Below are 25,596 nucleotides of genomic sequence, written 5' to 3' on the forward strand. Positions count from 1 at the left end.
GAAAACTAAACAATATTCCAAGACCTGAAAACAGCTTTCACAGCCAAAATCAGCTGTGTTTTTGGATCCTCTGGAAATTCGGTTCCAATTTCTTGTTTGTAAAGTTTCTTATATCTATCAACAACTTCTTTTAATGCTTCTGCATTCAAGTCAGTATCAAATTTTGCATTATACTTTTCCTTTACGGATTCAAATATATTGTCAAATTTGTACTTCTCTATAGACATAACTACATCGCCGAACATTTGTATAAATCTTCTATAACTATCGTAAGCAAATCTTTCATTTTCAGTATTCTTATGTATAGCTTGGACGGTATCGTCATTTAGCCCTAAGTTTAATATAGTATCCATCATGCCGGGCATAGAGAATTTAGCACCTGATCTTACAGATACAAGTAAGGGCTTTTCCTTGTCTCCAAACCTCTTATCAACTTTATTTTCTAATTCTGATAATTTTTCGAAGATCTGATCGGATAATTCTGACCATATTTCTTCATTTTTTTCATAATACATATTACATGCCTTAGTACTGATAGTAAAACCTGGAGGTACTGGCAGACCTATATTTGTCATCTCTGCAAGGTTGGCCCCTTTGCCACCCAGCAAATCCTTCATTTCTGCTTTACCCTCACTAAAACTGTAGACCAGTTTATTCATTAATTCTCCTCCTTCATTATCCTTAGTATTATGCTTGCAGTTTCCTCTATAGCTTTATGAGTTACATCTATGATTGGACATCCAATCTTTTTCATTATTTTTTCGGCATAGTCAAGCTCCTGAAGAATACGATCCATATTGGCGTAATTCGCTTCAAAACTTAACCCTAATGCTTTTAGTCTTTCCTGCCTAATAACATTTAATTTATTGGGGCTTGAGGTAAGTCCGAATATTCTTTTTGATGGAATTTCAAATATTTCCTTCGGTGGTTCTACCTCAGGTACTAAAGGAATATTGGCAACCTTCAGGTTCTTATTGGCTAAATACATGCTCAATGGCGTCTTAGAAGTTCTTGATACTCCTAATATAACTATATCTGCCTTTTTAATTCCTCTAGGATCTTTGCCATCGTCGTATTTGACAGCAAATTCTATTGCTTCTACCTTCCTAAAGTATTCTTCGTCAAGTTGCCTTATGATACCAGGAGTATAGGTGGGTTTTGATTTTGTTATATGAGAAATAGCATCAATTACAGGTCCCATGACATCTACAAAAACAACACCTTGTTCCTTAGCTTCTTTCTCAAGGTATTCTTTTAACTCTGGTATAACCATTGTATATACTATAATACTATTGTGTTGCTTTGCTTCATAAACTATTTCCTTTATAGTCTGTTTTTCACTAACATAAGGTATTCTTCTTATTTCTCCTACAGTTCCTCCATATTGGGCCGCAGCTGCTCTTGTTACCTGATCTGCAGTTTCACCAATTGAATCGGATATTACATAGATTATTGATTTTTCATCCATAATTATAACCCTCCTAATTTATCGTTACATAAGTCATAAAAAAGTTTTGTTATATTTGTTTTTGATACCTTTCCGGTAATTTTGTAACCTTTTTTACCACTCTCAGTGGATGCTGGTTCTACAACAGGAACACTATCCACTTCATGCTGTATTATTTTTGCTGCTGCGTCATATGCATTGTCTTCATCTCTAACATATGCTATGTTTGGCATCCTGGTCATTATTATCCCTACCGGTACTTTGTGAATGTCAGTCTTTCCTAAGGCTACTTTTAGAAAATCCTTTCTTGATACAACACCAGTTAGTAAGCCGCTGTTATGAACATATATAGTGCCTACATCCTCTAAGAACAAAGTAACTACCGCATCATATATGGTGGTCTCTTCTGATACTACGACAGGAGTGGATTTTATGTTTTCGACCTTCAAGTTTTTGATAAAATCGGAAATCATATTATTTAAAGGTTTACCGGAGTACAAATACCCAACCTTTGGCCTTGCTTCCAGAAAACCTGCCATAGTAAGAATAGTAAGATCCGGCCTCAGGGCTGCCCTAGTCATGTTAAGTTTCTCAGCAATATGCTCGCTAGTTATAGGCTGATATTTTTTTACTAACTCGATTATTTTATTCTGCCTTTTTGTTAATTCTATAGGGTTCACCCTCTTCCATAATATATTTATATTATCATTCATCAATATGTGCTATACTAATTCAAAAATAATATAGCACATATATGTATATTATCATAAAAAAAACTCGTCTTGCAATATTGAAATATATATTGTATAGAATAATATTAAAGGTATGCACCTAAAAACTTAAATGCATACCCTTTACATCACATAAGATTTATTTATTAACAACAATCAAAGACAAATCAGCAAACCTTATCATCATATTCTCTATAGCCTTAAGCATGGCTAATCTGTTTCTTCTTACATTCTCATCTTCAACCATTACCATAGTACTGTCGAAAAAGTGGTCTATAGGTTTTCTCATAAACATCAAAGTTTTTAATGCATTATCATATTCTTTCTTTTCCATGGCCTTATTAAATTTGCTGCGTACATCAATATAGGAATCATATAGCTCTTTTTCTGCCTCTTCAGCTAAAAGCTCGGTATTTATATCTGCGCTTTCTGCCTTGGAAGCCAAATTGCTTACTCTGTTGAATGATAATGCTATATCTAAAAACTCCTCTTGGCTCTTCCACTTTGAAAGTTCTTTAACCCTCAGAAGACTATCCTGTATGTCAGTCAATCCAGCTTTTAATACTGAATCAATAACATCATATTCATAATTTTTATCCAATAATACATTTTTCAGTCTTTGCTTGAAGAATTCCATAATATCATCTACTACTTTTGATGGTTCATCTTTGATTATTCTCTTCTCTACAAATGGTGAAATAGCCTTTTCTACAAGAGTGTTAAGATTAATATGGAGTTCTTTATCTAGAATAATGTTTATTATGCTTATAGCCTGGCGCCTTAATGCATAGGGATCCTGAGAACCAGTTGGCTGTATTCCTATGGAGAAACAACCGCTTATGGTATCGATTCTATCTGCAATACCTACTATTGCCCCAATAAGTGATCCAGGCATGTTATCTCCTGCATTTCTGGGCATATAATGCTCTTCAATGGCCTTTGCAACTTCTGGTCTCTCTCCCTGAGCCAAGGCATATTCTCTTCCCATTATGCCCTGAAGTTCGTCAAATTCTTTAACCATATTGGTGACCAAATCAGCTTTAGCTAAGTAAGCAGCTCTATTTAACATAGTTTTTTGACTATCTTCTAATCCTAATTCCCCTGCTAAGTAAGAAGAATTATTCATTATATTCATAGTCTTATCATATATGGTCCCTAGGGTCTCTTGAAATACTACATATTTAAGTTTTTCTACACATTGTTCGAGGGATACTTTCTTATCTTCTTCATAGAAAAATTCAGCATCGGATAGTCTTGCTCTTAAAACCTTTTCATTCCCCTGTCGCACTATGTCAATGAAGCTGTCATCACCGTTTCTAACAGCAATAAAATTATTTTTCAGATTCCCCTTATCATCTTCTATAGGGAAATATCTCTGATGCTCTTTCATAGGTGTTATTATGACTTCCTTAGGAAGTTTCAAATAATCTTCTTCAAAGCTTCCCAACAAAGCGGTAGGGTATTCTACCAGGTATACTATTTCTTCCAGAAGACTATCGTCTTGTATGATCTTACCATTATTCTCTCGTGCAATATCTTCACATTGCCTTCTGATTATCTCTCTTCTCTCGTTCTGGTCCACAATCACATAGCCTTCTCTAAGTTTATCAAAGTATTCATTTGCACTATCTATCTCTATTTCACCTGTAGATAAAACCCTATGTCCTCTGGTAAATTTGCTACAGATTATATCATCCTTATTGAAGTCAATGAGTTCATCACCAAAAATGGGCATTAGCCACCTCACAGGTCTGGCAAATCTGAAGGATTTATTCCCCCATTTCATGGATTTGGGAAAACTTATGGATGTTAGTATATCAGGCAGCAATGTTTTCAATACTTCCTTTGTATCCATTCCTGCAAGATGCTTCTTGCCATAAATGTATTCTACGCCTGATAGTTCTTTTATATATATATCCTTTATATCCAACCCATTTCCTTTTGCAAAACCTAAAAGAGCTTTAGTTGGATTATTGTCATTATCATATGCAGCCTTTTTTGAAGGACCCTTTATTTCTGTTTCTAAGTCTTCCTGCTTTTCAGCCATGTCTTTTACATAAAGCACAAGCCTCCTAGGTGTACCATATGTTTCAAGAGATTTATATCCAATTCTGTTTTCTAATAGTGCCTTTGTTGCAATCTCTTTTAATTGCTCTAATGTTCTATTCATAAATTTTGCAGGTATTTCTTCCGTACCTATTTCAAAGACTAAGTCTTTAGCCACTTCGCTCTCCTCCTTCTTATCTATCTGAATCAATGTCAGCCTTCTTTTTAATCAAGGGATAACCCATAGCTTCTCTTTGTTTTAAATAAGCTTGAGCTACCATTCTTGCTAAGTTTCGCACCCTTGATATAAATCCTGTTCTCTCTGTTACACTTATTGCGCCTCTAGCATCTAATACATTAAAGGTATGAGAACATTTTAAAACATAATCATAGGCAGGAAGTATAAGTCCTTCTTCTATTACTCTCTTAGCTTCTGCTTCATAAGAATCGAAAAAATCAAATAACAGTTTAGTGTCAGCCACTTCAAAACTATATTTTGAATGCTCCACTTCCGCCATCTTAAAGAAGTCCCCATAGGTAACTCCATCAACCCATTCAATGTCAAAAACATTATCCTTCTCCTGTATATACATGGCAATTCTCTCTAATCCATAAGTAAGTTCTGCAGATTCCAGTTCACAATCAAAACCACCTATTTGCTGGAAGTATGTAAATTGAGTTATTTCCATACCATCTAACCAAACCTCCCAGCCTAATCCCCAGGCACCAAGAGTTGGAGCTTCCCAGTTGTCTTCAACAAATCTTATATCATGTTTTTTAGGGTCTATACCAAGGGCCATAAGGCTCCCTAAATACAAATCCTGTATATTATCTGGAGATGGCTTCAGTATTACCTGATATTGGTGATGCTGGTAGACTCTATTTGGGTTTTCACCATATCTGGCATCGGCAGGTCTCCTGGATGGCTCTACATATGCAACTCTCCATGGTTCAGGACCTAATGCCTTGAGAAATGTATAAGGACTCATGGTACCTGCTCCTTTTTCCACATCATAAGGCTGGGCTATAACACAGTTTTGCTTAGCCCAATAGTTTTGTAATGTTAGAATTATCTCTTGAAAAGTCATTTCATTTCCTCCCAACTTTCTGTAATAAAAAATATAACCTTTCATCCCTGCAAGGGACGAAAGGTTGACTTCCGCGGTTCCACCCTTATTGGTCGGCTAAAGCCGCCCTCTTATCCACATTGGCTCAAGAGTGCCTTCACTATAAATCAATACTGATTTTCACCAACCATCAGCTCTCTAAAATTGTATTTATAGTTACTCCTCTCTATCACAGCCATAAATAACTTTTGTATTTGTATTACAGTCATAAATAACTCTTGTAATTTAATCTAGCAAAATCATTTTCTTTTGTCAATAGGCTTTATGGCAATTCCGTATTGATTTCCGGACAGCAACCAGTATCAATATTATTATCTGCAACCACACTATTGTTAGCGACATTTTGGGTTGCATTCTTTAGATCATCTGCGAAATCTTTAACTTTATCCGCCACATTACTTACAGTAGTATTGATTGCTTCTGAAACATTAACTGTTCCCTTATTTTGCCTTTCTACTTCAATTGTACATTTGGTCAGCAATGCTGCAGCAGTACCGATAGCAGCTATTTTGGGCATAACTACTGCACTTATGGCTCCTGCTGTAACAGGTATATCCAGTATAACAACATCATCTTTCTTTATTCTTATTCTATTGATATTTCCTGTATTGACTATGGTTTTTAACTTGTCTACAAGCTCGCTACCCTTAACAGATATGGTCTCTGTCCAGTTCTTGTTATTAGATTCCTCAATATTTATCAATGCATCTACCACATTACCATTAGCAAGTGTTAGAGCCTCCCGGGCTTCTTTATATGAAACGCCGGTTCTGTCTCTAATTATGTCTATTTTATCCAGCGTAATGTCCACTCCGCATTCTCCTTTCATTGACCAATGAATTATTCTCTTTCGAGGCTTTTTATACTATTGATAAAATCCATGGATTTAAATCTTTTGTCCAAATGATTTTGGACAAAGTCCACAATGATTTTATCAATCTCTATAAAAATAGTATTATCAATTTTTATTGTATTTAATCTTGAAATTGGTGTGGACAATAAGTATCCAATTGTTTCTAATGTTCCTGCACTAATTTTTATTGCGCTTTTGTCATGCTCAAAGCAAAGATTACATAAGGCACCTCCTAATTTTATGCTGAACTTCTGCAAATTCTCTTCACTGCCACAATTAACACATTTTTTAATCTGTGGTCTAAAACCGCTTAAGTCCATAAGTTTAAGCTGGTACCCGCATGATAATATTCCTATTGGTATTTCATTTCTGGATAAATAATATAGTGTCTTTGATAAAATTATAAATAGTCTTTCGCTTGGTATATCTTCATCTGTCACAGTATCTGCCAATTCTGTAAAATAAACTGCGTAGGACAGCTTTAATAAATCATTTCTTATGTCATAAAAGGATTCTCTAAGTTCTCCTGAACTTACATGGTAGAAACTTGTACCCTTATATAATATGAAATCACTAAAGGCAAAAAGCTCGCTGCTTGGCAGAAGGCTGCTTTTAGGTCTCCTGCAGCCTTTTGAAATTGCCTTGATTTTGCCCTTATCTCTTGTCAATACAGTTAGTATTCTATCTGCTTCATTTATATCTGTATATTTTAAGACCAAACCTTGGGTCTTTAGTATAGCCATATTACACCTCTAATTAAATCCTAGGGCTTTAAGAGCTGACAGATTGTCCCTCCAGTCTCTCTTCACTTTAACCCAAAGCTGCAAATTAACTTTGCAATTCAATAGGTTTTCTATGTCAACCCTTGCTCTGCTTCCTATTGCTTTTAACATGGATCCCTGCTTTCCAATGATGATTCTCTTATGGGATTCTTTTTCACAATATATGGTAGCCTCAATATCTATAAGATCTTTATTATCCCTTTCTTTCATTGAAGTGACTTCAACTGCAGTTCCATGAGGTATTTCTTCCTTTGTAAGAAGCAATATTTTTTCTCTTATATACTCGGCAACAATAAATTTTTCTGGAACATCGGTTATCATATCTGATGGGAAATACATAGGACCTTCTGGTAGAAATTTAACTATTTCTGTTATCAAATCGTCTGTATTATTTCCCATTTTTGCAGATATAGGCACAATGCTGTCGAAAATATCTTCGTATAATGTGATCTTCGCCAGAACGCCTTCTAATTCTCTTTTTGATATTTTATCAATTTTATTCAGCGCAAGTATTTTTCTTGTTTTTATATTTTTCACTGATTCAAATATATATATGTCACCACTACCGATATGAGTAGAACAATCTATTAGCACAACCACCACATCTACACCCTTAAGTGATTGAACAGCAGCACTAACCATGTATTCGCCCAATTTATGCTTTGGCTTATGAATTCCTGGGGTGTCTAGGAAAACAATTTGATAATCCTTATGGGTGAGTATGGTCCTTATAGTATTTCTAGTGGTCTGAGGTTTTTCTGATATTATGTTTAATCGCTCTCCCATTAAGGTGTTTATGAGAGTTGACTTGCCCACATTGGGTCTTCCGATTATAGACACAAAGCCGGATTTGAAGTTTGCATCCAAATCAACTACCTCCTTCAACTTCAGCTTCAAATTCAGTAAATGCATGAGGTAGGAGTTCATGTAATCTATAAGTTTCAATCTTATGCCCATCAGTAAATATAAGCTTTAAATCCATACCGAATTCGGACATAAACTGTCTGCAAATACCGCAGGGATATGCTATTCCATCGCCGCTGCTGACAATTGCAATTGCTTCAAATTCCTTCTCGCCCTCCGAAATAGCCTTTGTATATGCTACTCTTTCAGCACATATTGTTGCACCATAGGAAGCATTTTCAATATTACATCCGGTGTATATTCTACCGGATTTGCACAGCAATGCAGCCCCTACTTTAAAATTGGAGTATTTGACATAAGCTCTTTCTCTGACTTCTTTAGCCTTCTCAATTAAATTTTCATAATCCATTTAATCACTCTCCAAATTCGATTTTGGTATAATCCGGTACTACCTGAATCCAAGTGATGCCTTTATTTATTACTATTTCTTCTCCCTTTAGATTATTATATGTAGTTTTCCCACTTCGGCTTGATTTGCTCCATTCTATTTCTACAAGCTTTCCACCTGTCAGCAAATAACCCCTTCCTTTGCCAATATTACTAACTGCGAGTCTGCCTGCGCTGTCTAAAACCTTGATACCTACTTTTTCGATTATGATGTTGGTTGTTTTTATATCCATTTTGTTCTCTTTATCCTTCATATTATCACCGTTAATCTGGCGATAATATACTTTTTCATCATTATTATATATGTATGATACCTTATAATTTTTATCATAGTTTATTACTACTTTCTGACCATTTCCTCCTTCAGGAATAAAAAATTCATCACTAAATTTAAAATATTTAGGAGCAGTGTCCTTTTCTATTTTTTTTGTTTGCGCCACTTCTCTTATGAATTTTGTATTGGTGTATAGGTTATGTGGCATCTTTCTGTCTGTGGATCTCCAATAAACTGGAGTACCTGCCAAATCATCAAAGGCATCTACTTTTAAATCCTTTATATCCTTCAAGGCTTGTGGGCTTCCCCCACAGTGCACATATATTGCTCCAAGTTCCAAAGCCTTGTCTATGAAATATGGCCTTGCACTTCTTACAGGACCAATCTTTTCTGAAGGTGTATGGTGATATACTGCCATATACCTGGTAATATTACCTTCTACAGGCATTTCGAAAACTATATCTGCCTCTGTAATGCCTGATTGAGGTCTGGCACTTCTTTCATTATCTATCATAACAGCTACTGGTCTATATTTTATGTCCGCCTCTTGTTCTACCCCTATACCGGTAAGGGGACATATATATTTATTTACTGGAACTATTTCAGGCTCCGGTTCTACTATTGGTTCTTCTTCAACATTTATGGTTTCCTCAGTCTCTTTCGGTTCTTCTTTAGGCTGACAAGCAGAAACTAGCATTGCAGCAATGGCAATAATTATTAATAAAAGTTTCCATGATGTTTTCATTGTAACCCCTCTTCCACATAAGATTATAGTCAGTGATTATCTTTTGATATTGAGCATGTCCAGTATTTCATCTTGTTTTTTAAACATAATCTGTTCATCTTCAGCATTCATGTGGTCGTAACCTAACAAGTGAAGCATTCCGTGCACTAGCAGAAAAGCTAATTCCCTGTCCTGACTGTGACCATATTCCTTTGATTGTTCAATGACCTTCTCTGTGGATATGACTATATCCCCCAAAGGTATTTCTGCTTCAATATAATCTTCTTCTGAATAAGCTTCATTATCACTTCCTTCCTCATATTCCAACATAGGAAATGACAAAACATCCGTAGGAGCATCTATATTTCTGAACTCCCTATTGAGATTCTGAATTTCTTTATTATCTACAAACGATATACTTACCTCAACTTCTTCATCCCATTTTTCATAGTCTAAAACAGCTTTAACAATCCTTTCCACCAATATCTCCTTATCGCTGGATATATCAATATGGTTCTGTCTATTATCTATTAATACTGCCAATCTACCCTCTCCTTTAATCATTAAATGTTTTGGTTTCCTACAGTATAATGTCAGGTCTCCCTCTATGCTCTAAGTTCGTATGTCTACTCTATCAGTTTTAATGTCTTTGCTGTATTATATATTAAATCTCTTTAAGATTCTCAGGGTATTCAATTCTTTCGTGGAATATGCCTTCAAGAACCTTTACAAAAGCCTGAATAATACTTTCCATATCCTTAAGTGTTAGGCTGCACTCGCTAAGCTGATTATCATTTATTTTGTCAAAAACTATCTTTCTTACTCCTTTCTCAACCTCTTCTTTTGAAGGCTCACTGAGAGATCTGACAAAGGCTTCAACAGAATCCGCCAGCATTACTATGGCAGCTTCCTTGGATTGAGGCTTTTGCCAGGGATATCTGAATTTATCTTCCTCTACAGTCTCTTCCCCTTGAGCCTTAAGAGCTTTATGATAAAAGTAAGCTACCAGTGTATCCCCATGATGCTGGCTTATTATATCTATTACTCTCGAAGGAAGCTTATTTTTCTTAGCAGTTTCTACTCCATCCTTAACATGGGATATTATAATTGATGCACTAAGATTAGGTGAAATTTTATCATGAGGATTGTCTTGTGTCATTTGGTTTTCTTTGAAAAAATAAGGTCTCTTTAGTTTCCCAATGTCATGATAATAAGAACCGGCTCTACAAAGCAAAGCATTTGCACCCACCTCTTCTGCTGCCGCTTCGGAAAGATTTCCTACTAATATGGAATGATAATAAGTACCGGGAGCTTCGATCATAAGTCTCCTTAAGAGTGGTTGATTGGGGTTAGTCAATTCCAGTAACTTTGTAGGTGTTATTATATCAAAAGCCGATTCGAAAAAGGGAAGCAGACCTATTGTGAGCACTGAAGTAAAGATTCCTCCTACAATGCCATAGGTCACATCATATATATAGTATTTGATCTCGATATTGTTTATCAAACCAAAACTCACTATGGAAATAGTATTTATCAAAGCTGAAGCTAATCCAGCATATATGACCATACTTCTATGGTGAGTTTTTGCAACTATTATAGAACCTAATACTCCGGACAACAGAAAAGCTACCATTAGAGTTGTATTAAATTCCGTCAAGAAACCAATGGCTATAACCAAAACTATATTTGTAACAATAGCTATTCTGGTATTTACTAAAATTGTTACAATAAAGGCACATGCAGGGATTGGCATCATATAATGAGAAATAGGTCTTGTTCCTACCGCTATCATCAATGTAATAATAATATTGATACAGACCATCAGCAATACAGAATTGCTTGTCCATACATTTGGGCATAAGCGCCAAATATATAAGCAAAATACTATCATAGTTGCCATTAACAAAGCACCATAGGAAAAACTTATCCTCATATCCTTTCCGTTTTCGTCCTTTAGAAGTCCATAAGCTTTAAGCAATTGTATCTGTTGTTCATTAACTTCTTGCCCTTTGCTTACTATCCTTGTTCCTTTTTTAATCAATATTTCCTCTATATCCGCCCTCGCTTCTTCTCTCCTTAGCTCAGTTTCTTCTTCATCATAGAGAAGATTAGGTTTTATTATAGTTACAGCAATCTGTGCTCCTATATCGTTGAGCTTGTTCTGCTTTGGCAACTTAGTAAAAAATTCAACTATTTCTTCTTTCTTACTTTCCATCTGTTCTAGACTAAGTCTTTCATTTAAGATTTGGTTTATTAGGTATTTAATATTCTCTTTTGTTTGTATAAGCTCCTGCGGAGAAGAAGTAAGGAGCAATTCATAGGATGCCTTGTCCAATTCTATTGCGTGGTTATTTTCAATGTTTCGAAGTTTTTCTTCCAGGCTCAATTCTTCGTTATTCCTTTGTTCTTCAAGCTGGTCAAAAAATTGTTCTATTGTCTTCTCTAGCTCAATCTGCACAGTAAGATCAACCTTGTAAATAGGCTGCACATTATTAGCTGCCTCTCTACGCATCATCTCAGTAGCAACCTTGTCAACCATGTTAGCAGGCGCATCAATATCAACATCAGCAATATCTCCGATATTTAAACTGTATTTTTTTGGAGCTGAGGTAATCATCAGTATGCCATAAACTATTAGAAATACAGATACCAATATCGAAGCTCTCATGAATTTAGACTTCTTTGCCTTTTCCATACTTTACCCCCGTGCTTACTAATCAAATAAATCGGTTTCAGATATGTTTTCTTCTTCGTATTTCTCGTAAGCTTTAATTATATATTGTACTAATTTATGTCTTACTACATCTTTCTCGCCTAGATGTATAAACTCTATTCCATTAATATTCTTTAGTATCTCCTCCACCTGTTTCAATCCGGAAAATTTACCTCTTGGCAAGTCTATCTGGGTTACATCTCCAGTGATAATTGCCTTTGAACCAAAGCCTAATCTGGTAAGGAACATCTTCATTTGCTCAGGTGTTGTATTTTGCGCTTCATCCAGTATTATATAAGAATCGTCTAATGTTCGTCCTCTCATATATGCCAAAGGAGCTACTTCTATCAAGCCTTTTTCCATATTCCTCTGGAAATTTTCTACACCCATAATATCATATAAGGCATCATATAAAGGTCTTAGGTAAGGATCCACTTTGTCTTGTAAGTCTCCAGGCAAAAACCCTAGTTTTTCGCCTGCTTCAACAGCGGGTCTTGTTAGAATTATTCTATTTACTTCTTTGTTTTTAAATGCTTTTATTGCCATGGCCATGGCCAGATAGGTTTTTCCTGTTCCTGCTGGTCCAATGGCAAAAACTACCTCATTTCTTTTTATAGAATCTATATATCTTCTTTGTCCAAGGGTTTTAGCTCTTATTACCTTTCCTCTTGCTGTAGTTATTATTACCTCACTCAAATCACCGGTTTTTCTGTCGTCCCCATCTCTAACCATCCTTATAGCATAATCCACAGCATGACTGCTTATAACCCCTTCACTATCAAGCTTATCCATCAACAACTTTACAACTTTGTTTGCCATTGAAACATTTTCTTCTTCACCTATTATTCTTAACTTATCATCTCTTAAAATAATATCTACATTAAACTCATTTTGAATCAATATAAGGTTTTGATCGTAGTCCCCAAATAATAATTTAGTTTTGTGAATGTCCATCAAAATAACATTTTCTCCTGAAGTGTCCTTTGTCAAGTTATATTCCTCCTACCAAAGTAAAATCTAGTCTATTTTAACCTTAACACCAATATTCTCCATAACTTCTACGTATATTTTTCCGATTAGAGATTTATCATTGGTGAAATATTCTATTCTATTATTGAGTATAACTGCGTCCTCAGGGATTTGGAGTTTTATTTTAGTATTCAACCTTTCTTCACATATAGTCTTAGCTTCTTCACCATCGATTATTTTAGTCAAAGGCATCAGCTCTTCATACTTAGTTATAGTAAGTTTTATTGGGAAAACATAGCTGCCAAAACTAAATATATAAATGTCCCTACTACTTTTATTATAATCTTCAAAAGGAACTTTTTTAGTCCTTTCTATTTTTTTCTTTATTATATCCATTGAATATGTAGTAAATGTTCTTCCTGTTTTTTTGTACTCTACTTGTTCAAAAGGTATTTCCTCTACATCTTCATACCAGGTTCTTGCATTAACTTCCGCCATTGAATGTACATAACGCTCTGGAAGACCATCCCTTATAATTGTTCCGGACACTAACAACTGTCCCTTTTTTACAGTATCCCCATCCTTTACTACACCATCTCCATTAAGTACAAGAATCTTTTCTATAACGCCGTTTTTTGAGGCTACTATATCGCAAGGTTCATCCCTATTTATGAGCTGTGGCTCAGGCTTTTTTTCTACTACTGTCACGAAGGCTTTTGTTCCTTTTATCTCCAATCCCATCCAAGTCAAATCAGGCATTCGGATAAGCATTCGATTCTCGATTTCCCTCTTGTTGATCTTGCTTTTTTTGACTCCTTCTCTTAATCCTACATGGCTAAGATTTTCTAATACTGCTTGTTCATCAATTTTATCCAGCCCTTCTATTTCTATCATCCAGATATATGAGCTGAGTATATATATAAAGATTAATAATGCCCCTAAACCAAAGAAAAACCATTTTCTTTTCTTCACGGTTTTAATTTTAAAGGGCATTCCACACTTTTCTATTATTTGGATGTTGCTGTCTGTTTTTCTCACTATATATCTAAGCTTGAAAAAGTCCTTAATGTTTATTTTTGCCTTTATTGTTGTATAGTCGATTTTTTCGATATCCCAAAGATATATGTTGTTTACAACCGCAAGGTTAATAAATCTTTCTATTTTTATGCCTTGTACAATTATGATAGCATATCCACAAAAATAATTCCATAATCTCAATACAAACACAGCATCACCTCATCAATATCCTATATTGCTTATTTTCCCTGTTATGATTATTTCTTCCTGTATTATGGACTTTATAGCCAGCCTCTGTCCAGAAATTGTTAATATACCACAGCCTGTATTTATTCTTATCTGATTATCACTGTAGCTTATTATTCCTTTATGATTTTCTACAGAGGCACTATCAGTTCCTAATACTGTTATTTTTGGTATGTCTAAAGTAATGTCCTTGGGCAATTCCAAAGCATCAGATATCTTTTCTTTTATCTTATAAGACTTTGAATTCATAACATACACCTCATAATAAATTTATGACAAAGCTTATTCTTTAGAACAAAAAACGCATGAGGTTTCACTCATGCGTTCAATTTTGAACTACTTATTTTTTTCTTAATGCAATAGGTTTGCCAAGAATCTCTGTCATAACTATAGCCCTTTGCATATCGCTTAATCCAATATCCAGAATTTCTTCATTCTCAATATCAACTTCTTCGTATTTGATATTGTTGTTTTGTATTCTTTCTGTCACTGGCTCTGGGTTAATGTAGCTGACATCATAATTCATATCGGGTTTCTGTTTTGGCTTTACATTAGGTCTTTCGCTGCTATATTTATTATTGTAATCCTTTCTATTGCTAACTGGTTTAGTATTTAAAGGTGGTTTTTTTGGGTTGGCTTTGTTTTTCCCGCCAAGAATACTAGAAACAGCCGCTACTAGAAGAGCAATCAATAAACCTTCCAATATTATTTCCCTGCCTTTATATTAAATTCCAATAAGGAACTTACTTTTTATCCTTGCTGGTCGTCTCGCTCTTTCCGGATTTGGATATGGAATCTCTCATTTGAGTATCGGCTTGTATATTCTGCATATTAAGATAATCCATAACCCCTACCTTGCCTTGTCTTAATGCTTCTGCCATTGCTTTTGGTACTTCTGCTTCTGCCTCTACTACCTTAGCCCTCATCTCCTGTACAGCCGCTTTCATTTCCTGTTCTTTCGCCACTGCCATAGCTCGCCTTTCTTCTGCTTTAGCCTGAGCTATTCGCTTATCTGCTTCAGCTTGATCTGTTTGTAGCTGTGCGCCGATGTTTCTTCCTACATCCACATCTGCAATGTCAATTGACAATATTTCAAAAGCTGTTCCTGAATCCAAGCCTTTATTTAGTACTGTTCTTGAGATAAGATCAGGGTTTTCTAACACAGCCTTATGGCTTTCAGAACTTCCTACTGTTGTTACAATTCCTTCACCTACTCTTGCTATTATTGTCTCTTCACCGGCTCCACCTACCAGCCTGTCTATATTGGCTCTCACTGTAACTCTTGCTTTCGCCTTTACTTCGATTCCATCTTTAGCTACTGCTGCGACTATAGGAGTTTCAATAACCTTTGGATTTACACTCATCTGAACAGCCTGAAGAACGTCTCTTCCTGCCAAATCTATTGCAGCGGCTCTCTCGAAGCTCAAATCTATTTCAGCTCTTTGAGCTGCAATCAGTGCATTTACAACTCTATCAACATTACCGCCTGCCAGATAGTGAGCCTCCAATTGATTAACAGATACTCCCAAACCAGCCTTTCTAGCCTTTATCAAAGGATTTACTATTCTGCTTGGAACTACCCTTCTTAGTCTCATGCCCACTAATGTGAATATTCCTACATTGACGCCTGCTGCCAAAGATGATATCCATAAACCTAATGGGACAAAACTCAAGAATACGGCTAAAGCCAAGATAATAGCAAACAGAATAAGTATAGGGACAATTAATTCCATACTAAATCTCCTCCTCACACTTCTTTACTATAATTTTCATACCGTCCACATCTGTTACAATCACTTTTGTTCCTTTTGTTATGAAGTCCCCTTGAGATTGAGCGTCAACACGCATTCCATCAATGGTGACCACACCTGAAGGTCTTAAAGGTGTATCTGCTATACCTATTTTGCCTATATATGAAAGCTCTTTTTTTGAGCTTATATAGCCTTCCTCCTTTTTTTGCTCAGCATCAAGTATAAGAAATTTTAAGTACTTGCTTCCGTATCCAAGTTTGTACATAACTATTAAGATTGCTGCAAATATTGCAATAGTAGCTATAACCAAAAGCAATGCTTCATATAGATTGGATGTTATCAATGCAACACTAATAATTACGCATATTATTCCTGTTATTCCAGGTACACCAAATCCAGGAACTAAGCCTTCAATAGTCAAAAGAATCAAACCTAAAACATACAATAAAACAGTTAGTCCAGTCCAGTCCCCAAACAAAATATTAACCTCCTTTCACATTAAGGTCACCGAAAAAATCTTATATGGTTTAATTACATTATACATTAGTTTTTCATCATTTTCTATTAATAATATATTTTACTATTTTAATTCCTCTATTATTAATTCTTTCTGATTTTTACGCCATTTCCTAAAAAGTTGTTATGCTTTCAAAAATTACAAAACCTGAAATCTAAAGATTTCAGGTTTATCATCAGTTTTAATTCAAATGTTTTTTTACCAATTCATTTACCAATCTTCCATCTGCTCTGCCTTTAACCTTTGGCATAAGAGCCTTCATCACTCTACCCATATCTTTGGCACTTTGTGCTCCTGTTTCGAATATGGTCTGAGCGACTATGCTGTCTAACTCATCTTCACTAAGCTGCTGAGGAAGGTAGGCCATCAATATATCTACTTCTCTTTTTAAATCCTCAACCAAGTCAGGTCTATTTCCTTTTTCGTATTCAGGAATAGCATCTCTCCTCTGTTTTACTGCTTTTGCTATGACTTCGAGAACACCTTCATCATCCAATTCAATCTTCTTATCCTTTTCGATTTGCAATATTCCCGCCCTGACCATAGTTATAACATTTTTTCTTATGTTATCTTTATCTTTCATTGCAGCTTTTAAATCATCAAGTAATACTTGTTTCAGAGACATTTAAATCATCCCTTTTTATATTATTTAAACTTTCTCTTTCTAGCTGCTTCGGATTTTTTCTTCCTTCTTACGCTAGGCTTTTCATAATGTTCTCTTTTTCTAACTTCAGCCAATACTCCAGCTCTAGCACATTTCTTCTTAAAACGTCTCAATGCGCTTTCCAAAGACTCATTTTCGCCTACTTTAATTTCAGACATCTAACTCACCCTCCCTCCGCTGGTAACAATCATAGGTTAAATTAAACTGCATAAAAAGTGGGATAAATTAAACACATATTTTATTATACAGTACATGCTAATTCGGTGTCAATAAAAGGTTTGCTTTAATTTAACCTGGAGGCCATTGCAAAGCTCTGCCGCCTAAAAGGTGAAAATGTACATGAGGAACGGTCTGTCCACCGTCTTCCCCAATATTGTTCACAATTCTAAATCCCTTCTCATCAACCTTAAGATCCTTAGCTATCTTTGATGTGACTTTGAAAACATGTCCGATAAGCTGATATTCATCTTCTTTTAAATCCATTATAGATTGAACATGAGTCTTGGGAACAATAAGAACATGAACCGGAGCTTCTGGATTAATATCATTAAATGCTAGCACCTTATCATCCTCATATACCTTACTGCAAGGTATTTCACCCTTAACTATTTTACAAAAAATACAGTCTTTCATAAATATATATCACCTCCCTAAATAGGCTTAGAGAAATATTCAACAAAACATCTTGAAATCCTTCTAACTACCAAATCTTTTCCAGGCTACCTATCATAATGTCTCCCTTTATTTCATTTAACTTGGTATTAATTATCTTACCCTTAATATCATATGCAGCTTCAGCCATTACTCTTATATAATTATCTGTAAGGCCTTCATAAAAATTGCTTTTTTCATCAACTTTCTGCTCATATAGTACCTGTAAAGATTTGCCTTTCAAATAATTCATAAACTTGACATGATTTTTTTCTGCTATTTTAGATATTATTTTGCTTCTTTCATCCTTCACCTTAGGATTCACTTGTCCTTTAAATTTCGCTGCTGGTGTTCCCTTCCTGGGTGAAAATTTAAAAATATGCATACTGCTAAAAGCCATTTCTTCAACAAACTCCAGGGTTTTCTGGAATTCTTCATCTGTCTCCCCTGGAAATCCTACAATAATATCTGTTGTTATGCCAACATCAGGGTATATATCTCTCAACTTATTCACTACATCTCTATATTCTTGGGTTGTATATTTTCTATTCATTCTTTTTAAAGTTTCATCACAACCGCTTTGCAGTGATAAGTGAAAATGCCTGCATAGTTTGTGCAGCTTTGGAAGGCTGGATATAAAATTTTCGTCAAAAGTCATAGGTTCCACTGAACTCATTCTTAATCTTTCAATTCCATCTACTTCATGAACCATCTTTATAATATCTATAAGACCTATATTTCCTAAGTCCTTACCATAAGAACCCACATGAATGCCAGTTAATACAACTTCCTTGTATCCGCTGTCTGCAAGAGTTTTGACCTCTTCTACTATGCTCTCCGGCCTTCTGCTTCTTATATGTCCTCTAGCATAGGGTATAATACAGTAAGTGCAATACTGTTCGCATCCTTCCTGAATTTTAATAAAAGCTCTGGAGCGGCTCTTGTAGTTCCTTATGCTCATATCTTCAAATTCTTTTATTTCCATTATGTCTCCGACAACACTAACCTTCTTGTCCATATTTTGAGCTTCTTCTACTAATTCCACTATTCTAGAGCGTTCATTAGTACCTACCACAAGCTTTACCCCGGGTATCTCTAATATCTCCTGAGGAGCTATTTGAGAATAACATCCTACAACTGCTACAAAAGCTTCTGGATTATGATCCAAAGCTCTCCTTATAATTTGGCGGGATTTCCTATCCCCCATGTTTGTTACAGTGCAGGTATTAATTATATAAATGTCCGAGTAACCATCATATTCAACAATTTCATATCCTGCATTTTCAAAGGCCTCCATCATGGCCTCTGTTTCATATTGATTTACCTTGCATCCCAGTGTATAAAAAGCTACCTTATTCAATGTTTTTCCCCCAATTTATTGCATCTCATCAAACTCATACATTATACAGCTTAAAACTGTAGACCCAGCTGTTTCAGTTCTCAGAATCCTGGGGCCTAATGTTACAGGCTTTATACCTTTTTTTAAGGCAGCAGCGATTTCTTTATCCTCATAACCGCCCTCTGGTCCGATGAAAACACCCATATATCTAATATCTTTCCCATGAATGATTTCTTTCAAAGTATTATTCTTTTCCAATTCATAGGGTATTATTGCCAAATCCAGTTCTGCTGCTTCATCCAATGCTCTTTCGTACTCTATAGGCATTTCAATCCTTGGTATTATTCCCCTTCCACTTTGCTTTGCAGCTTCCAGTGCTATTCTCTGCCATCTGTCCACCTTTTTTCTTTCATCTTTTTCATCTGAAAGTTTAACAACATTTCTTACATTTACAACGGGCACTATTTTGCTAATTCCTAATTCAGTACACTTTTGAATAATTACATCCATTTTTGCTCCCTTAGGAATGCCTTGGTAGAGAATAACATTTATCATTGGTTCTGCCTTAGAAGGTTCTTTTTTCAATACCCTTGTCCTTACTGCGTATTTATTCATATCTTCTATAGCTACATAATAATCCATGCCTTGCCCATCACATATAACTATCTCATCGTCAGTTTTTAATCTCAGCACTCTGGATATGTGTGCCACATCTTCACCTGTAATTACTATGCTATCTCGCTTTATATTATCTATATCAACAAAAAACCGATGCATACTAACCCCTCTTTGCAGCTATTGCGCACCATTCACCCATTTGGCTAATTTCCAAGATACTGAATCGGTGCTTATTCAGCTCATTGATCACATCATCTCTTCTGTCCGATATTATACCAGATGATATGAATATACCACCAGGTTTTAAAAAACTCAACGCTTGTGGAGTAAAAGATATTATAATATCTGCAATTATATTAGCTACTATTAAATCAACATTCTCAGTTGCAGCATCTAATAAATTGCAGTTTTTTACTTCTATCTTTTTTTCTTCCCTATTTACCTTAACATTTTCATCAGCAACCTTACAGGCAACCTCATCCAAATCAACACATAAAACGTCTTCCGCTCCTAATTTTGCAGCAGTTATTCCTAGTATTCCAGAACCACATCCCACATCATATACCTTGTATCCGCTTTTTACGTACTTCTCTAATAGCTTAATGCACATCAATGTTGTTTCATGATTACCTGTACCAAAGGCCATACCCGGGTCAATCTCAATCACAATATCATTATCTTGAGCTTCATACTTTTCCCAAGTAGGCTTTATGACTACTTTATCTCCTGCCTTAAATGGTTTAAAGTATTTCTTCCATGCATTTGCCCAGTCGTCTTCTTTAACAGTCTTTGTTATTATTTCTCCCTTACCTTTATCAAGGCCATATTCTATCAGAGAATCAACTCTGAATTTTATTCTATTCAATAATTCATCGGAATAATTGGTTTCAGGAAAATAACCTTTTACCTTTACATCATTACCCAAAGATTCAATCAACTCAGGCTCAACATAATCCCAGCCTTTTTCATCCCTGTTCATAAGTATATAATCATTTGGATCTTCAATGGCAACTCCTGAAGCACCTTCATTCTCCAATATATAAGATATTGCTTCACTGGCTTCTGTAGTTGTAACTATAGCAACCTCTATATAATTCATATCTATACTCTCCAATTATTTAATTTATTTGATTCTGAATACTTATTATATATAATTGTATCATGCAATACAATATATACATTTGATAAAAATTAATAGCAGCCATGTATAACCATGTATAATATGTGAAAATTGATGACTCTAATTCACTGAACCTAAGAAAAGTCTAACGCTTCCCAAAGGTCATCCGTGACCTGGAAAGCTTGCTCGGCTTCCTGCCTCGCATACGACTGTTTCTAAGGTTCAGCTCATAAGATTCATTGACAATTTTCACATAAACATACCTAGGTTATAACATGGCTGCTATTACCTGTTATACCAATATAATATACTATCTATTTTCCAAATGCATCCTTAACTTTTCCGAAAAAGGATTTACCTAAGTCTATAATATTTTCACCGCTTGCATCAGCAAACTGTCTTAAAAGTTCCTTCTGTTTTTCTGTCAATCTTTTAGGCACTTCCACCTTAACTGTAAAGTACAAATCTCCTTTTGAGCTTCGTTTTAGATTTTTAACTCCTTTACCCTTCAACTTAAATGTAGAACCTGTTTGTGTGCCTTCTTCCAAAGTATATTCAGTGTTTCCCTCAAGGGTTGGCACAGTTATCTTGCCTCCAAGAGCTGCTTTAGCAAAGCTTATAGGTATTTCGCAAAACAAATCTGAACCATCTCTTTTGAATATTTTATGAGGTCTAACCTTCAGATACACATATAGATCTCCGTTTGGCCCGCCCTTTTGTCCAGGCTCTCCCTCACCTCTCAAAGTAAGAATAGAGCCATCATCTACTCCAGCTGGTATATTAATAGTTATCTTTCTTGATTTTCTTACTATTCCTCTACCAAGGCAAGCTGAACATGGGTTCTTAATTATTTTGCCTTCCCCACCACAAGATTCACAGGTTCTTACATTAACAACTCTTCCAAAAGGAGAACTTTGAATATGTCTTACCTCTCCTGATCCTCCACATGTCTTGCAGGTTTCAATTCCACTCCCATCTTGTGCTCCAGTACCCTTACATGTAGAACAGGTTTCATTTCTTGTAACATTTATGTTCTTTTCCACTCCAAAGGCTGCATCTTCAAAACTAATCTCCAACTCGTATTTCAGATCGCTACCCCTACGGGGTCCTGATTTCCTTCTGGATGAAGTAGAAAATCCAAAACCTCCATCACCAAAAATTGTCTCAAATATATCTCCAAAGCCTCCAAAACCGGAAAAGTCTCCGCCAAAACCTCCGAACCCTCCTCCAAAACTATTAGGGTCAAAGGCAGAATGGCCAAATTGGTCATATTTAGCTCTTTTTTCCTTATCGCTTAATACTTCGTATGCTTCATTTATTTCCTTAAACTTGGTTTCTGCATCTTTATTGCCCTGATTAAGATCAGGATGATATTTCTTAGCCAGCTTTCTATATGCCCTTTTTATATCTTCTTCAGATGCATTTTTGTCTACTTCTAAAACCTCGTAATAATCCTTTTTAACTGCCATGTTAACACCACCTTGCAGAGGGGTAAATACTATTTATCCTCATCAACTTTATAATCTGCGTTAATTGTACCATCATCATTCTGAGTTCCAAAGCCCTCTGCATTAGGAGCACCCTGGCCTCCGGCTGCTTGATAAATCTTAGAAGAAATATCATAGAAAACCTTGGTAAGTTGTTCTGTAGCTTCTTTTATGCGATTTGTATCAGTACCTTTTAAAGCATCTTTCAGGCTGTTCAGCTCAGTCTCTATCTTTGCTTTGTCTTCCTGGCTTAGTTTATCTCCCAGATCCTTTAATGATTTTTCTGTCTGATATACTAAGCTATCTGCCTGGTTTCTGATTTCAACTTCTTCTTTTCTCTTTTTATCTTCAGCTGCATATTTCTCAGCTTCTTTTACAGCTCTTTCTATTTCTTCATTTGACATATTTGAGCTTGCTGTAATTGTTACTTTTTGCTCATTGCCAGTTCCCAAATCCTTAGCTGATACATGAACTATGCCATTAGCGTCAATATCAAATGTAACTTCTATCTGTGGTACTCCTCTAGGTGCAGGAGCTATTCCTGTAAGCTGGAATCTGCCTAAAGTCTTGTTATAAGCAGCCATTTCTCTTTCACCCTGGAGAACATGGATTTCTACACTTGTCTGTCCGTCAGCGGCAGTTGAGAAAATCTGACTCTTCTTTGTAGGTATTGTAGTATTTCTTTCTATTAGCTTTGTAAATACACCGCCAAGAGTTTCAATACCAAGTGATAACGGTGTGACATCAAGCAGCAATACATCCTTTACTTCTCCTGTAAGAACAGCTGCTTGTATAGCTGCACCTAATGCTACGCATTCATCAGGGTTAATTCCTTTATATGGTTCCTTGCCTGTCAGCTTCTTAACCGCTTCCTGAACAGCAGGTATCCTTGTAGAACCACCTACTAGTATTACCTTATTTATCTTATCAACTGTAAGGCCTGCATCAGATAGGGCTTTTCTTGCCGGTTCCATTGTTGCTTCCACAAGATCATGGGTCAATTCATCAAACTTAGCCCTTGTCAACGTCATATCTAAATGCTTCGGGCCAGAAGCATCTGCTGTAATAAATGGCAAGTTTATATTTGTCTGAAGAACACTTGATAGCTCAATTTTAGCTTTTTCCGCAGCTTCCTTCAGCCTTTGCATTGCCATTTTATCATTTCTCAAATCAATTCCATATTCCTTCTTAAACTCATCTGCCATATAGTTCATAATCCTGGCATCAAAGTCATCCCCGCCTAATCTGTTGTTTCCACTGGTTGCCAAAACTTCAAATACGCCATCTCCCAGTTCAAGCAAAGATACATCAAAGGTACCACCGCCTAAGTCAAACACCAGTATCTTTTGATTGTCTTCTTTATCCAAACCATAAGCTAAAGCAGCAGCAGTAGGTTCATTTATTATTCTTAATACCTCTAAACCGGCTATCTTACCTGCATCTTTGGTTGCCTGTCTCTGACTGTCGCTGAAATATGCAGGAACAGTAATTACAGCTTGATTTACCGTTTCTCCTAAATAAGCTTCCGCGTCCTGTTTCAGCTTTGCCAGTGTAATGGCTGAAATTTCCGGTGGAGTATAATCCTTTCCATCTATGTTAACCTTATAGTTGGTTCCCATTTCTCTTTTTATTGATAGTATTGTTCTATCTGGATTTGTGATGGCCTGTCTTTTTGCAACTTGACCTACAAGTCTCTCACCAGTTTTTGAGAAACCAACTACAGAAGGGGTCGTTCTATTGCCTTCAGCATTAGGGATAACTACCGGCTCACCGCCTTCCATAACTGCAACACAAGAGTTTGTAGTACCTAAGTCGATACCTATAACTTTTCCCATTTATGTTCATCCTCCTCATGATTTAACATTAAATTTCAATTCTTAACAGCCACTTTAACCATAGATGGCCTTATAACCTTATTCTTTAGCATATAGCCTTTTTGAAATACTTCTTTTATTAGATTTTCGTCTTCTTCCCCCGCTTCCGTCTGCATGACTGCGTGATGTAAATTGGGGTCAAATTCACAATTTAAAGCTTCTATTTCTTCTAGACCATTCTTAGTCAAAGTCGTCATGAAATCCTTATATACCATTTCAAGACCTTCGATATATTTCTGGTCTAGATTGTTGGTTTTAAATGAATCTAAGGCTCTATCAAAGTTGTCTATTGTAGGAAGAAGCTGAACCATTATATCCTCTAAAGCAGCAACAAAAATATCTTCCCTTTCTCTTGCAACCCTCTTTTTATAATTATCAAAATCAGCTTGTAGCCTTAAATGCCTGTCTTTCTGTTCTTCAATTAAAGTCTCGTATTCTTTGATTTTTTCTTCCTTAGCTGTAAGTTCTTCTTTCAGCTTCTCCAGTTCACAGGATATTCCATCCTTGTTCTGTTCATTATTGTTCTGCTCACACTTTGCTTCTTCTTTTTCTAATTCATCCCTTTTTTTGTTCACCAAATCGTTGTCTTGATTTTTTTTCATCTATCAGCCCACCTATCACCTAATATTTTGAAGTTCCATCTATGTTTTAACTATTTTGGCCAAAATATCATTTAAATTCTGAGTTAAACAATCAACTATGGAGATAACCTTTGAATATTTCATTCTAGTAGGCCCCAGCACACCAATTGAGCCAATGACTTTTCCGTTATAGCTGTATGTTGCTGTAATCAAACTGCAATCCTTCAGTTGATGTATCTTATTTTCTTTGCCGATTATAACAGAGGTGCTCTCAGAAACATCTTTCAGTATATCATACAACAGCTCATTTTCATCCAATATACTGAAAAAATCCTTTGCTTTTTGCACATCGTTATATTCAGGAAGGCCAAGAATGTTAGCTGCACCATCGGAGTATATCTCCACTCTTTGAGAATATCTTAAGGCTTGGAGTAATTCAGGGAAAACCATAGCAAGAATCTGTTCATAATCTCCATTATAGTTAACACCACTATCAATTTCCTCAATATCCATGTTAACCAACTCTTCAATGGATAGACCTGCAAGCTTATGATTTAACATATTTGATATTTTCTCAAGAGCATCTACCTCAATATCTGTTCCTGTCCTTATAACACTGTTTTTTATAATGCCTGCATCAGTCACAATTACAGCTAATATATGGTAGCTGTCTACTTTAATCAACTGCAAATGTTTGAGGCAGGTTCTCCTAAACTGTGGGGCCATAGCAATGGATGCATAATTAGTCATAGCC

27 protein-coding genes, 1 pseudogene and 1 other annotated feature are annotated in these 25,596 nt (G+C 35.7%); all 28 genes and pseudogenes read right to left on the reverse strand.

The genetic code is table 11. The features are described from left to right. Window positions 1-14: 14 nt before the first annotated feature. Window positions 15-659 (reverse strand): annotated as a pseudogene (locus ACESM9_RS06970) (PEP/pyruvate-binding domain-containing protein); the annotation flags it as partial. After that, window positions 659-1,468, reverse strand: coding sequence for a pyruvate, water dikinase regulatory protein (locus tag ACESM9_RS06975; RefSeq protein ID WP_372996666.1), 810 nt, complete (start codon window positions 1,466-1,468; stop codon window positions 659-661). The gene ACESM9_RS06975 and the pseudogene ACESM9_RS06970, both read right to left, overlap by 1 nt. A 2-nt stretch (window positions 1,469-1,470) precedes the next feature. Then, on the reverse strand, window positions 1,471-2,160 hold the full coding sequence (locus ACESM9_RS06980) for a helix-turn-helix transcriptional regulator (RefSeq protein ID WP_372996668.1): 690 nt from the start codon (window positions 2,158-2,160) through the stop codon (window positions 1,471-1,473). Between the two features lie 157 nt (window positions 2,161-2,317). Next, on the reverse strand, window positions 2,318-4,402 hold the full coding sequence (gene glyS / locus ACESM9_RS06985) for a glycine--tRNA ligase subunit beta (RefSeq protein WP_372996670.1): 2,085 nt from the start codon (window positions 4,400-4,402) through the stop codon (window positions 2,318-2,320). Between the two features lie 16 nt (window positions 4,403-4,418). Beyond that, window positions 4,419-5,312 (reverse strand): glycine--tRNA ligase subunit alpha, encoded by an 894-nt coding sequence (glyQ, locus tag ACESM9_RS06990; protein WP_372996672.1) that lies wholly within the window; start codon window positions 5,310-5,312, stop codon window positions 4,419-4,421. A 49-nt stretch (window positions 5,313-5,361) separates the two neighbouring features. Further along, window positions 5,362-5,533: a binding site (T-box leader), on the reverse strand. An 80-nt stretch (window positions 5,534-5,613) separates the two neighbouring features. Then, entirely contained in the window at window positions 5,614-6,162 is a 549-nt protein-coding gene (locus ACESM9_RS06995; RefSeq protein ID WP_372996674.1) for a DUF4342 domain-containing protein, read from the reverse strand. Between the two features lie 29 nt (window positions 6,163-6,191). Beyond that, the gene (gene recO / locus ACESM9_RS07000) at window positions 6,192-6,947 is read right to left on the reverse strand and encodes a DNA repair protein RecO (RefSeq protein ID WP_372996676.1); all 756 of its coding nucleotides are present in this window, start codon (window positions 6,945-6,947) and stop codon (window positions 6,192-6,194) included. A 9-nt stretch (window positions 6,948-6,956) separates the two neighbouring features. After that, window positions 6,957-7,898, reverse strand: a complete 942-nt coding sequence (gene era / locus ACESM9_RS07005) for a GTPase Era (protein WP_372996678.1) — start codon at window positions 7,896-7,898, stop codon at window positions 6,957-6,959. Beyond that, complete coding sequence (locus ACESM9_RS07010; RefSeq protein ID WP_372996680.1) at window positions 7,855-8,259, reverse strand: cytidine deaminase; 405 nt, start codon at window positions 8,257-8,259, stop codon at window positions 7,855-7,857. Before ACESM9_RS07010 ends, era begins: the two co-directional genes overlap by 44 nt. Before the next feature lie 4 nt (window positions 8,260-8,263). Then, entirely contained in the window at window positions 8,264-9,316 is a 1,053-nt protein-coding gene (locus tag ACESM9_RS07015; protein ID WP_372996682.1) for a DUF3048 domain-containing protein, read from the reverse strand. Between the two features lie 36 nt (window positions 9,317-9,352). After that, window positions 9,353-9,859, reverse strand: coding sequence for an rRNA maturation RNase YbeY (gene ybeY, locus ACESM9_RS07020; protein ID WP_372996684.1), 507 nt, complete (start codon window positions 9,857-9,859; stop codon window positions 9,353-9,355). 100 nt (window positions 9,860-9,959) lie between these two features. Beyond that, window positions 9,960-11,990 (reverse strand): HD family phosphohydrolase, encoded by a 2,031-nt coding sequence (locus ACESM9_RS07025; RefSeq protein ID WP_372996686.1) that lies wholly within the window; start codon window positions 11,988-11,990, stop codon window positions 9,960-9,962. Between the two features lie 18 nt (window positions 11,991-12,008). Further along, window positions 12,009-12,962, reverse strand: a complete 954-nt coding sequence (locus tag ACESM9_RS07030) for a PhoH family protein (RefSeq protein ID WP_372996718.1) — start codon at window positions 12,960-12,962, stop codon at window positions 12,009-12,011. Window positions 12,963-13,025: 63 nt separating this feature from the next. Further along, the gene (gene yqfD / locus ACESM9_RS07035; protein ID WP_372996688.1) at window positions 13,026-14,204 is read right to left on the reverse strand and encodes a sporulation protein YqfD; all 1,179 of its coding nucleotides are present in this window, start codon (window positions 14,202-14,204) and stop codon (window positions 13,026-13,028) included. Window positions 14,205-14,216: 12 nt separating this feature from the next. Further along, entirely contained in the window at window positions 14,217-14,489 is a 273-nt protein-coding gene (gene yqfC / locus ACESM9_RS07040; protein ID WP_372996690.1) for a sporulation protein YqfC, read from the reverse strand. A gap of 91 nt (window positions 14,490-14,580) precedes the next feature. Further along, the gene (locus tag ACESM9_RS07045; RefSeq protein ID WP_372996692.1) at window positions 14,581-14,943 is read right to left on the reverse strand and encodes a hypothetical protein; all 363 of its coding nucleotides are present in this window, start codon (window positions 14,941-14,943) and stop codon (window positions 14,581-14,583) included. 40 nt (window positions 14,944-14,983) lie between these two features. Continuing rightward, on the reverse strand, window positions 14,984-15,973 hold the full coding sequence (floA, locus tag ACESM9_RS07050) for a flotillin-like protein FloA (protein ID WP_372996694.1): 990 nt from the start codon (window positions 15,971-15,973) through the stop codon (window positions 14,984-14,986). Between the two features lies 1 nt (window position 15,974). Further along, window positions 15,975-16,469, reverse strand: a complete 495-nt coding sequence (locus tag ACESM9_RS07055; protein WP_372996696.1) for an NfeD family protein — start codon at window positions 16,467-16,469, stop codon at window positions 15,975-15,977. Window positions 16,470-16,689: 220 nt separating this feature from the next. Then, entirely contained in the window at window positions 16,690-17,133 is a 444-nt protein-coding gene (locus tag ACESM9_RS07060; RefSeq protein ID WP_372996698.1) for a GatB/YqeY domain-containing protein, read from the reverse strand. Window positions 17,134-17,153: 20 nt separating this feature from the next. Continuing rightward, window positions 17,154-17,330, reverse strand: coding sequence for a 30S ribosomal protein S21 (rpsU, locus tag ACESM9_RS07065; RefSeq protein WP_372996700.1), 177 nt, complete (start codon window positions 17,328-17,330; stop codon window positions 17,154-17,156). Window positions 17,331-17,460: 130 nt separating this feature from the next. After that, window positions 17,461-17,805 carry a histidine triad nucleotide-binding protein gene (locus tag ACESM9_RS07070; protein WP_372996702.1) on the reverse strand — a complete coding sequence of 115 codons (345 nt, stop codon included), beginning with the start codon at window positions 17,803-17,805 and terminating at the stop codon, window positions 17,461-17,463. Window positions 17,806-17,872: 67 nt separating this feature from the next. Further along, window positions 17,873-19,183, reverse strand: coding sequence for a tRNA (N(6)-L-threonylcarbamoyladenosine(37)-C(2))-methylthiotransferase MtaB (mtaB, locus tag ACESM9_RS07075; RefSeq protein ID WP_372996704.1), 1,311 nt, complete (start codon window positions 19,181-19,183; stop codon window positions 17,873-17,875). A 15-nt stretch (window positions 19,184-19,198) separates the two neighbouring features. Beyond that, on the reverse strand, window positions 19,199-19,939 hold the full coding sequence (locus ACESM9_RS07080; protein ID WP_372996706.1) for a 16S rRNA (uracil(1498)-N(3))-methyltransferase: 741 nt from the start codon (window positions 19,937-19,939) through the stop codon (window positions 19,199-19,201). A 1-nt stretch (window position 19,940) separates the two neighbouring features. Beyond that, the gene (gene prmA / locus ACESM9_RS07085) at window positions 19,941-20,879 is read right to left on the reverse strand and encodes a 50S ribosomal protein L11 methyltransferase (RefSeq protein WP_372996708.1); all 939 of its coding nucleotides are present in this window, start codon (window positions 20,877-20,879) and stop codon (window positions 19,941-19,943) included. 335 nt (window positions 20,880-21,214) lie between these two features. Then, the gene (gene dnaJ / locus ACESM9_RS07090; RefSeq protein ID WP_372996710.1) at window positions 21,215-22,369 is read right to left on the reverse strand and encodes a molecular chaperone DnaJ; all 1,155 of its coding nucleotides are present in this window, start codon (window positions 22,367-22,369) and stop codon (window positions 21,215-21,217) included. Between the two features lie 29 nt (window positions 22,370-22,398). Further along, the gene (dnaK, locus tag ACESM9_RS07095; protein ID WP_372996712.1) at window positions 22,399-24,222 is read right to left on the reverse strand and encodes a molecular chaperone DnaK; all 1,824 of its coding nucleotides are present in this window, start codon (window positions 24,220-24,222) and stop codon (window positions 22,399-22,401) included. Between the two features lie 35 nt (window positions 24,223-24,257). Next, entirely contained in the window at window positions 24,258-24,863 is a 606-nt protein-coding gene (gene grpE / locus ACESM9_RS07100) for a nucleotide exchange factor GrpE (protein ID WP_372996714.1), read from the reverse strand. A gap of 39 nt (window positions 24,864-24,902) precedes the next feature. Continuing rightward, window positions 24,903-25,596, reverse strand: a 694-nt coding sequence (locus tag ACESM9_RS07105; RefSeq protein WP_372996716.1) for an HrcA family transcriptional regulator, incomplete at its 5' end; no start/stop codon positions are given.

Origin of the sequence: Lutispora sp. (genome assembly GCF_041687175.1) — a bacterium.
Lineage (GTDB): Bacteria > Bacillota > Clostridia > Lutisporales > Lutisporaceae > Lutispora.

Excerpts from the sequence above, each read along its gene's own strand:
- ybeY (WP_372996684.1), bottom strand. The coding sequence starts at position 9,859 with ATGATTAAAGGAGAGGGTAGATTGGCAGTATTAATAGATAATAGACAG.
- ACESM9_RS07025 (WP_372996686.1), bottom strand. The coding sequence starts at position 11,990 with ATGGAAAAGGCAAAGAAGTCTAAATTCATGAGAGCTTCGATATTGGTA.
- ACESM9_RS07070 (WP_372996702.1), bottom strand. The coding sequence starts at position 17,805 with ATGAAAGACTGTATTTTTTGTAAAATAGTTAAGGGTGAAATACCTTGC.
- ACESM9_RS07080 (WP_372996706.1), bottom strand. The coding sequence starts at position 19,939 with ATGCATCGGTTTTTTGTTGATATAGATAATATAAAGCGAGATAGCATA.
- prmA (WP_372996708.1), bottom strand. The coding sequence starts at position 20,879 with ATGAATTATATAGAGGTTGCTATAGTTACAACTACAGAAGCCAGTGAA.
- grpE (WP_372996714.1), bottom strand. The coding sequence starts at position 24,863 with ATGAAAAAAAATCAAGACAACGATTTGGTGAACAAAAAAAGGGATGAA.
- era (WP_372996678.1), bottom strand. The coding sequence starts at position 7,898 with ATGCATTTACTGAATTTGAAGCTGAAGTTGAAGGAGGTAGTTGATTTG.
- ACESM9_RS06975 (WP_372996666.1), bottom strand. The coding sequence starts at position 1,468 with ATGGATGAAAAATCAATAATCTATGTAATATCCGATTCAATTGGTGAA.
- ACESM9_RS07030 (WP_372996718.1), bottom strand. The coding sequence starts at position 12,962 with ATGGACATTCACAAAACTAAATTATTATTTGGGGACTACGATCAAAAC.
- ACESM9_RS07060 (WP_372996698.1), bottom strand. The coding sequence starts at position 17,133 with ATGTCTCTGAAACAAGTATTACTTGATGATTTAAAAGCTGCAATGAAA.
- recO (WP_372996676.1), bottom strand. The coding sequence starts at position 6,947 with ATGGCTATACTAAAGACCCAAGGTTTGGTCTTAAAATATACAGATATA.
- ACESM9_RS06980 (WP_372996668.1), bottom strand. The coding sequence starts at position 2,160 with ATGAATGATAATATAAATATATTATGGAAGAGGGTGAACCCTATAGAA.
- rpsU (WP_372996700.1), bottom strand. The coding sequence starts at position 17,330 with ATGTCTGAAATTAAAGTAGGCGAAAATGAGTCTTTGGAAAGCGCATTG.
- dnaK (WP_372996712.1), bottom strand. The coding sequence starts at position 24,222 with ATGGGAAAAGTTATAGGTATCGACTTAGGTACTACAAACTCTTGTGTT.
- dnaJ (WP_372996710.1), bottom strand. The coding sequence starts at position 22,369 with ATGGCAGTTAAAAAGGATTATTACGAGGTTTTAGAAGTAGACAAAAAT.
- glyQ (WP_372996672.1), bottom strand. The coding sequence starts at position 5,312 with ATGACTTTTCAAGAGATAATTCTAACATTACAAAACTATTGGGCTAAG.
- ACESM9_RS07015 (WP_372996682.1), bottom strand. The coding sequence starts at position 9,316 with ATGAAAACATCATGGAAACTTTTATTAATAATTATTGCCATTGCTGCA.
- floA (WP_372996694.1), bottom strand. The coding sequence starts at position 15,973 with ATGGAATTAATTGTCCCTATACTTATTCTGTTTGCTATTATCTTGGCT.
- ACESM9_RS07010 (WP_372996680.1), bottom strand. The coding sequence starts at position 8,259 with ATGGATTATGAAAATTTAATTGAGAAGGCTAAAGAAGTCAGAGAAAGA.
- yqfC (WP_372996690.1), bottom strand. The coding sequence starts at position 14,489 with ATGAATTCAAAGTCTTATAAGATAAAAGAAAAGATATCTGATGCTTTG.